The organism is Methanospirillum sp. (assembly GCF_028679455.1).
GTDB lineage: Archaea > Halobacteriota > Methanomicrobia > Methanomicrobiales > Methanospirillaceae > Methanospirillum.
Genome location: NZ_JAJRBM010000186.1, coordinates 1 through 8,206, shown reverse-complemented (window position 1 = coordinate 8,206; position 8,206 = coordinate 1). Strand labels below are relative to the sequence as shown.

Here is an 8,206-nt window from a genome sequence, read left to right as displayed (position 1 = left end):
GAGAATTAATAACAATCCCCCATATTGTCTGTGCTTTACAAATACACCCGCGAATCCTACCAAACACAGGAATATTGTAATCCACCCCCTACCCCCTAGCATATCAGACCCTGAAACCCCGAATGCTCCAAAAAAGCCCCCTGCTGCTATGAGGAATAAGGAGACCAGAATTCCAAAAATAAACCCGGTTAATCCAAGCCAGAAAGGACCTCTCCCTACATCCGGATCTGAATCCTTTGCATATCTAACGGTCTGTCGTTGCGTGCGGATAACAGGACCATCATCAAGTTCAAGGGATTCTTCAGGGGCCGCTTTTATCCGTGTGTCGTTCTTCGCCTGGTTTTTCTTATAGATGGGATTAGCAGGATCCAGCGTGACGGCATTATCGAAGCATATCCCAGCCTGCTCATATTCGCCGGTCTTCGACAGACAGATACCAAGGGCGTTCCATGCCTTGTGGTTATTCTCGTCCTGCTCCGTAACTGCAACAAACAGTCTGGATGCCTGATCGTAGTTCCCCTCCTTGAACGCCCTCATGCCGTCATCGAAAGACATAGTGAATCATCACCTCCGGGAATGATTATACTTTTCAAGTTCTCCTGCCATCTCAAGTATTACATCAGATTCACTCATCAAGTCCTGGACAGCCTTGCGTTTTCTCATGGCTTCTTCTGTGAGAGGGACTCCACAACCGTCACAATACTTAGCAGTGGGGGAGTTTTGGGTGTGGCAATTAATACACAAAATCCCGGTCAATCTCCGTTCGTGCGCTTTACTCTCAGCCTCAGTAATAACCCCTGCGTGTTTCAGCAGGATGCGGTCCTGTTCGATCGGAGACATCCGGATGTAGGTTCGGATCTGTTTCGTGTTCTGGTTTCCCCACATGAGTTCGACAACCGAGGCGATTGGTAATCCCTGCTCGATAAGGTGAGTCCCACGACTCTTCCGAAACAAGTGGGTTGTGATCTTCTTCTTGATACCTGCCCTGGCCGCTGCTTCTTTGAAGATCCGGAGAACCCCCCAATATGACAGGAGGTCTGACCGTTCGGAGATGAACACATATGCCTCTCCCTCGGGTACTTTTGGATAATCAGCCTTCCATGCAGCGAGATACTTAGATGATGATCCCGTGGTAAGCCTGGCCTGTCTCACCCGGTTGGTTTTGGTATCAATAATCCGAAGTTGTGCCCCGTACTCATCCCAGAGCACATCTCTCCACTTAAGCCGCCCAAGTTCTCCGATCCGGGTTGCGGCTTCATACTGGACGGCTATCAGGGCACGGTCACGGGATGACCTACAGGCAGAAATCATGGCGGCAATCTCTTCTGGGTTTAGGATCTCGTCCGGGTGGGTGGTGTCCTGGTTCTTGGATGGAGGTCTGATATCCCTGATCTTTTTCTCATTGAGGGTTGTGATAAGTTCGTTTTCGATCATCCAGAGCAGAAACCGCTTAAGAATGACGACATAATCATACTTCGTATTCTGTGCAAAAGGGACCCCTTTAGTATTGTTCGCTGTGCTAAGTTTCTGGATGCCGGAGAATAGATCAGGCATCGTGACCTGAGCGTACTCAGGGAGGAGTTTGTTGTTTCTCCACCCGAGTAAGGTGGTTATCAGTTTCATCACCCGGTTGTTACTCAGCTGGTGAAGTGCCTGCATCTCAGAGATGTATCCATCAATCAGTTCACGATCCCGCTCAGTTATCGCACCTCGTTTCAGGGCTTTTTCCAGCGAATGAGGGGATTCTTTACAGGAATAAAATTCAGCGTAATTCCCTATCATATATTTAATATGGTAGGGTGCAGCGTTATACTTACTCGTCTAAAGCCCAGCCGGGGCGTAGTGTAATACATGAAACACTTCGTGTTTCACTAACTGTTTTGATCGTTTGTATGATCTGTAATATTCATCGGTTTTTATTTTATCCATATTTCATTAATCTTGTCTGTTAATTGTCTTCTTTTGGCACCTCACATTTCCCGTCCTGCTTGGCCTTGGTTCAACGACATATGCGAATCTGAATTACCCGGAGATTACTGATATTCATATCAGTATCTTTGAGGCGCCAGTCTCAAAAACAGGGGAAAGGAGATAAACAAGGGAGATCTTTCGCGTGCCCCTAGGAATTAAATCGAACGGTCAAGCCTAGTTTATCAAAAAATAAATAAACCTGGCCGTAAACAGGGGTTTCTGCATCAGCAGAATTTATAACGAACTATAATGACTTCTCTATGAACTATGTTGATCATCCCTTTTATTTTTGTGATCGCAGTTCTTGCTCTTGGTGTGGCAGCTATCTTTGTCCGCCAGATCCAGACTGCAGATAAAGGCAGCGAAAAGATGCAGGAGGTTGCTGCTGCTATCCGTGAAGGCGCTAACGCCTTCGTGAAACGGCAGTATACTACCATTGCAATTATTGCAATTATTGTAGCAGTGCTTATGTTTGTGGTTTTCACGCTTGCGGGAAAACCCGATTTGGCATGGCATACCTCTGCATCATTCATTCTTGGTGCATTTCTGAGTGCCCTCTCCGGAATCATCGGGATGTTCACTTCCGTACGGACAAACCTGGTCTCCGCAGCAGCGGTGGAGAAGTCCCCGGCCCGCTCACTCATTGTTGCACTTCGTGGTGGAGCAGTATCAGGACTTACCATTATTGCACTCTCCCTGCTTGGGATTTCAGTCATCTTCACCCTCTTTGGTGCAAGCCCCCAGGAAACTCCGTATCTCATTGTCGGGTTCGGGTTTGGTGCTTCATTTATTGCACTATTCGCCCAGCTCGGTGGTGGAATATACACCAAAGCAGCAGATGTGGGTGCTGACCTTGTCGGTAAGTTTGAAGCAGGTATTCCTGAAGATGATCCCCGCAATCCCGCAGTAATCGCTGACCTGGTCGGTGACAATGTTGGTGACTGTGCCGGTCGTGGTGCTGATCTCTTCGAATCTACCTCCGCAGAGAACATCGGGGCAATGATCCTTGGTGTAGCGCTCTTCCCGGTCTTTGGTATCTCCGGTATCCTCTTCCCACTCTTAATCGGAGCTCTCGGTCTGATTGCAACCATCATTGGTATCTTTTCAGTAACTGAGAAAGACGCAAAACACGAAGACCCGATGCATGCACTGAACAAAGGATATTATATTACAGCCATCATTTCAGCGATCTTCTTCTATATCGCCGTAATGTACCTGCTGAATAATATCTGGTTCTTCTATGCAGGACTGGTAGGGATAGCCCTTTCCATCGTCTTCCTGAATGTAACCTTATATTACACTGATCACCGCTTCCGCCCGGTTCAGGAGATTGCAAAGGCATCAACCGGTGGACCGGCGATGAACATCATATCAGGGATGAATGTTGCCTTTGAGACAACTGCAATCTCTGCACTTGCTATCTCTCTGGCTCTGCTCATTTCATACAAACTTGGTGAGTTATCAGGTGTTCCGTTCGGTGGTCTCTATGGGACTGCCATTGCTACGATGGGAATGCTTGCACCCTGTGCATATGTTCTCGCAATGGACACCTTCGGACCTATCGTTGACAATGCAGGTGGCATCGTTGAGATGAGTCAGGCCTCAGAAACGGCACAGAACAATGTGGCAAAGCTTGACTCAGCAGGAAACACTACCAAGGCACTTACCAAGGGGTATGCAGTCGGTAGTGCAGCACTTTCAGCATTCCTGCTCTTCAGCGCCTATATGAATGAAGTATCAACCCTCACTGGAAATGCATTTTCAGTTGTCAATCTGGCAAAGGTCGACGTGTTTGTTGGTGCTCTTCTCGGCGCAATGCTTGTCTTCCTCTTCTCTTCATTTGCGATCAGGGGTGTATCCCAGACAGCACACTATGTGATTGAAGAGGTTCGCAGGCAGTTTAAGGAGAAGGACATCTTAAGCGGGAAAGACAAGCCTGATTACGCCCGGTGTGTTGACCTGACCACCAAGGGTGCACTCAAAAACATGATTCTACCCGGATTATTAGCAGTCCTCTTCCCGATCTGTGTCGGTATCCTTCTCAAGTTCGAGGCAATGGCAGCTTTTCTGATGGTAGGAACCATCACCGGTCTACTGATGGCTCTGGTCCTCAACAACGGTGGAGGAGCCTGGGATAACGTCAAAAAGCACATCGAATCTGGTGCATATGGTGGCAAGGGTAGCGAAACTCACAAAGCCGCTATCGTTGGAGATACCGTCGGTGACCCGTTCAAGGACACCGCTGGTCCATCCCTGCACGTGCTGGTAAAGCTGCTTGCAACCACCTCACTGGTGCTTGCAGCCCTTTACATCTAACCCTTTTTTGCTATTCTGGCATTTCCAAAAAAAGTTTGTTCTCGTAACTTTGTATGGTAGTTACCCTAGTCTGACCGGTTTACTCTCCTCCTGTTCAGGTTCCACCAGCACAGCGGTTCCATAAGCAAGTACTTCGGTCATGGACTGTCCGATCTCAGAAGAATCAAATGCAACGCTGATAACCGCATTTGCTCCCATCTCTCGTGCATGTTCTTTCATTCGATCCAGGGCATGGGATCGTGACTCGTTTAATAACTGGGTATATTCATGGATCTCACCGCCGAGGATTGTACGCAGGCCTGCCACGATGTTTCCTCCTAATCCACGGCTTCTGACAATAAGCCCCCAGGTGAACCCTACCTGTTTAGTGATTTTATACCCTGGAACATACGGGGTACTGACGATGAGAATCTCTGATTCCATAGGGCTAGGTTTGCAGCCATGATTTAACCCGTTTGTGTATGTTGCATCGATAATCGATTAAAACCTAGTTCATGCCATAGGATGGTTCCCACCAATAACCATTTCAGGCAGGCATGAGAAGTATGGTCTATGAGGTTGTGTCTCCTGCTCGTATGTATCATATCCTGTCTGATGGGCTCAGTGCTGGCCGATCAGGTTCTGTTGACTGATCTGGAACCTAATGTGACGTTACTTCCCAATACTACACCGACAGTTGTGGCAATTCCAACCAGTCAGCCAACTATCGTGGCAATATCTCCTCCTGTACAAGTTGCTGCAGAAGAAATTTCTACCCCGACTGTTCCGACCGGTGTGCCGACGGTTGAGCACATCCTGCAGGCAACATCTATTCCAACTGAGATCATCATACCAGTACCCGCTGCTACGGTGATCTCCAATCTGACTGCAGAAACAACTCCAACTTCAACTCCAACAGCTACGACAACTTCTCCCCCAACTACTCCGACTGCAGTGCAATCGGTTGAGTCCACCGTTCAGGTAACCGCAACTCCGACGGTGATCATAGCACCAGTTACCACTGGTATACCAATCGTGGAACCGATCTCTGTTCCCACCGCCAATATCACCGAATCACCTACCGGATTGATAACCGCAACACCTACTGAAGTTGATGCCGTACAACCCACGATAGAACCAACCCTGGATCCTAACGTGAGTAAAACCGAGATTCCGGGTGTTACACAGGCTCTGGTCCCATCTGTTCTGACATCCCTGGATACGTTAGCAGTCTCTGGGAACTTTAGTTTCATCTCATCACCGACCGGGGCAACCGTCTCCTTTGACGGGTCCGGGATTGGAACTACTCCGATTACCGTCGCGGTAGACGAGGGGAGCCCGACGCCCCATTCGGTTAGTATGCAGCTGAGTGGATATCAGGAGTGGGCATCAACCGTTGATCATAATCCAACTGCAGGATCTACTGAGACCATCTCCGCGACTCTGCAGGCTCTTCCCGGGAATGGGTCAATATCAGTTACTTCGACCCCTTCCGGAGCGACCGTTGCACTTGACGGGGCTTCGATTCAAACCACTCCCTATACCTATTCGCAGGTCACCCCCGGATCGCATACCGTTACCGTAAGCAAGGACGGATACACGCCGTACTCAACTTCCATCACGGTGGCATCAGGAGCAGAATCGGCAGTATCAGCCGTCTTAAGCCCGGTCACTACCACCGGTTCACTTTCCGTGGATACCTATCCTCATGGAGTGATCGTTCTCCTGAATGGTATCGTTTACGGCACCACCCCCGCACATTTCAATGCTGTCCCGGTGGGTTCGTACACGATGCAACTGGTAAAACCCGGGTTCATGACGGTTACCAGGCCGGTAGATATCACTGCAGGTAAAGACACCGCAGTTCAGGTTGTTCTGCCCCGGTGGATTCCTCAGACCGGAACATTATCTATCAGATCATTTCCGAGTGGTGGGATCGTAACGCTGGATGGTACAGCCAGGGGCATTACACCGGTACGGATACATGGCCTCCGGCCTGATAGTTACAATGTCAGAGTCTCGATTCCAGGTTTCATGTCATGGATAGGGATTGTTGATGTAGGGCCCGGACGTGAAACCTCAATCTATGCCACACTCCAGCAGAAAGGAACGGTGACAAACATGGGTTCCATCTCTGTTGAATCAACACCGTCAGGGGCATCGGTTGTCCTTGATTCACGACCGCAGGGAAAAACTCCGATGAGTCTGTTGAACCTTGCCAGTGGGGCCCACTCCCTCATACTCACCTATCCTGGGTATGAACCGGTTCCGGCCACAGTCTTTGTGCAGGAAGGAAAGACGAGTCAGATCTCGGTGACGATGACCCCCTATCAGGCTCCGAACCTCTCCCCCGGATTGATCACCCTTTCTGATGATGCAGCCGGATACTTCACTGCTCATGGAAGAAGTCAGGCACTTGTCGATTTCAACAGTCCGACCAGCGGGTTTACCCGTGATACCTCCTATGTGCTTGCGCTTGATCTAAACGGTACCATCCTTGCTGACGGAATGCATCCGTCTCTCGTCGGGATCAACCTCTCTGAACCGGTTCCCGGGAGTGTAACACCAGGATTTTTGATCCAATCGCTGGCAGCAACCGGGGGAGGATTGATGTATACCACAAACCTGACCATTGACGGTAAGGTCTCACTGGTGTATGTCAGACCTGCAATCAGCGGTACGCTCATTCTTACCGCGATCCCGGTGCCTGATATTGCACCCCCGCTTCTGCCTGCTGATCATCTGAAGATGCAGGAGCAGGTCCATTCAGCAGCAGTTCATGCCAGAGATCTGACCCGGGAGGATGCTGAAGCAGAAATTGAGAATGATCGATATACTTCTCCAACCGGTGTTCTCCTTCATCCCTTCGATTATGCAAGTACCGGGGATGTGGATCAGAATGGGGTAAGCCCGACCCGCCTCTTTACCGCGGTTGCAGAATATGGGGGAGGGTATGTCTGGGTTCCCACTATCGGGGGATCAACCAGATCAACCAGCCTGATGCCGGGATATGCAGAAAAAGTGGATGATACCTGGGGAATCTGGGGATCCTTCGTTGAAGAAGGACATGAAGTGATCATCATGATGGATGCAGTTCCGGTATCCGTCTAACCTTTTTTTCAGACGGTTGAGTTCAACTCTTTACAAAGGGCATCACGGAATTTCTCGAGATATTGATGCCTCTCTCTGGCAATCTCCTGTCCACCTGCAGTATACATCAGGGCCTTCAGATTCAGCAGTTTATCTCTGATATGATCCAGTGCATCCTGCATATCGCCGTTCCACTCTCCTGCGGTCATGAATGCACGAGCTATCCCCACTGCTCCCATAGCGTCCAGTTTATCGGCATCTGAAAGAATCTTTGCTTCTAATGTTTCGGGAATCCGGGAAGTCCGGTACCGGTGGGTCAGGATGGCGTGACTCACTCCTGAAATCATTGACTCCGGGTATCCGAGTGAACGGAGCAGGCCCTCAGCCATCCGTGACCCTTCTTCTTCATGCGGGATTCCCAACTCTTCTTCAACTGGTCTGGCAATATCATGCAAAAGTGCAGCAGCGATGAGAATCTCCATATCTGCTCCTTCTCTTCTTCCGATCTGTGTACAGAGATCGGTGACCCGCAGGGTATGGTCAAGCCCGTGGGCACCATTCATCCCGAGTGTAGTGCTGACATAATTCCTGATAGAATCAATCTGATGATTCATAGGGATCAGGGACTTTGAGCCACTGCTTTCTGGTACCGTGAAATTAGGCCGGATACCGTATTTTTTCCCTCAAGAGCAGCCGGATCGTTTGGTCGCAGGGATAGTGCAGTATTGTATGCATCAAGTGACTTCTGGTACATGCCTAGTACCCAGAGACTCTTTCCATAATTGATCCAGGTATCAGCATTCTTTGGATTATAGGTCAGTGACTGGTTATATGGTTCGAGAGCCTGTTC

At 49.4% G+C, this 8,206-nt stretch carries 7 protein-coding genes; 2 read left to right on the top strand and 5 right to left on the bottom strand.

The window, feature by feature from the left end:
- Together LUQ50_RS06295 and LUQ50_RS06290 are read right to left on the bottom strand one after the other, a co-directional pair.
- Nucleotides 1-555 (bottom strand): tetratricopeptide repeat protein (locus LUQ50_RS06295; protein WP_300037838.1); only part of this gene is annotated, 555 nt, incomplete at its 3' end.
- A 9-nt stretch (nucleotides 556-564) separates the two neighbouring features.
- Nucleotides 565-1,782: a site-specific integrase gene (locus LUQ50_RS06290; RefSeq protein ID WP_300037835.1), complete on the bottom strand. Its 1,218-nt coding sequence runs from the start codon at nucleotides 1,780-1,782 to the stop codon at nucleotides 565-567.
- A 456-nt stretch (nucleotides 1,783-2,238) separates the two neighbouring features.
- Here LUQ50_RS06290 and LUQ50_RS06285 point away from each other — a divergent pair, with 456 nt between their 5' ends.
- Nucleotides 2,239-4,287, top strand: coding sequence for a sodium-translocating pyrophosphatase (locus tag LUQ50_RS06285; protein WP_300037832.1), 2,049 nt, complete (start codon nucleotides 2,239-2,241; stop codon nucleotides 4,285-4,287).
- A gap of 60 nt (nucleotides 4,288-4,347) precedes the next feature.
- On the opposite strand, the gene LUQ50_RS06280 is transcribed toward LUQ50_RS06285, so the two are convergent.
- On the bottom strand, nucleotides 4,348-4,710 hold the full coding sequence (locus tag LUQ50_RS06280; protein WP_300037829.1) for a heavy metal-binding domain-containing protein: 363 nt from the start codon (nucleotides 4,708-4,710) through the stop codon (nucleotides 4,348-4,350).
- 201 nt (nucleotides 4,711-4,911) lie between these two features.
- On the opposite strand from LUQ50_RS06280, the gene LUQ50_RS06275 reads away from it, so the two are divergent.
- Nucleotides 4,912-7,377, top strand: a complete 2,466-nt coding sequence (locus LUQ50_RS06275) for a PEGA domain-containing protein (protein WP_300037826.1) — start codon at nucleotides 4,912-4,914, stop codon at nucleotides 7,375-7,377.
- Nucleotides 7,378-7,385: 8 nt separating this feature from the next.
- Here the strand turns inward: LUQ50_RS06275 and LUQ50_RS06270 are convergent, their stop codons facing one another.
- Together LUQ50_RS06270 and LUQ50_RS06265 are read right to left on the bottom strand one after the other, a co-directional pair.
- The gene (locus LUQ50_RS06270; protein ID WP_300037823.1) at nucleotides 7,386-7,970 is read right to left on the bottom strand and encodes an HD domain-containing protein; all 585 of its coding nucleotides are present in this window, start codon (nucleotides 7,968-7,970) and stop codon (nucleotides 7,386-7,388) included.
- A 5-nt stretch (nucleotides 7,971-7,975) separates the two neighbouring features.
- Nucleotides 7,976-8,206: tetratricopeptide repeat protein (locus LUQ50_RS06265; RefSeq protein WP_300037820.1), on the bottom strand; the 231-nt coding region annotated here is incomplete at its 5' end.

Excerpts from the sequence above, each read along its gene's own strand:
- LUQ50_RS06290 (WP_300037835.1), bottom strand. The coding sequence starts at position 1,782 with ATGATAGGGAATTACGCTGAATTTTATTCCTGTAAAGAATCCCCTCAT.
- LUQ50_RS06285 (WP_300037832.1), top strand. The coding sequence starts at position 2,239 with ATGTTGATCATCCCTTTTATTTTTGTGATCGCAGTTCTTGCTCTTGGT.
- LUQ50_RS06280 (WP_300037829.1), bottom strand. The coding sequence starts at position 4,710 with ATGGAATCAGAGATTCTCATCGTCAGTACCCCGTATGTTCCAGGGTAT.
- LUQ50_RS06270 (WP_300037823.1), bottom strand. The coding sequence starts at position 7,970 with ATGAATCATCAGATTGATTCTATCAGGAATTATGTCAGCACTACACTC.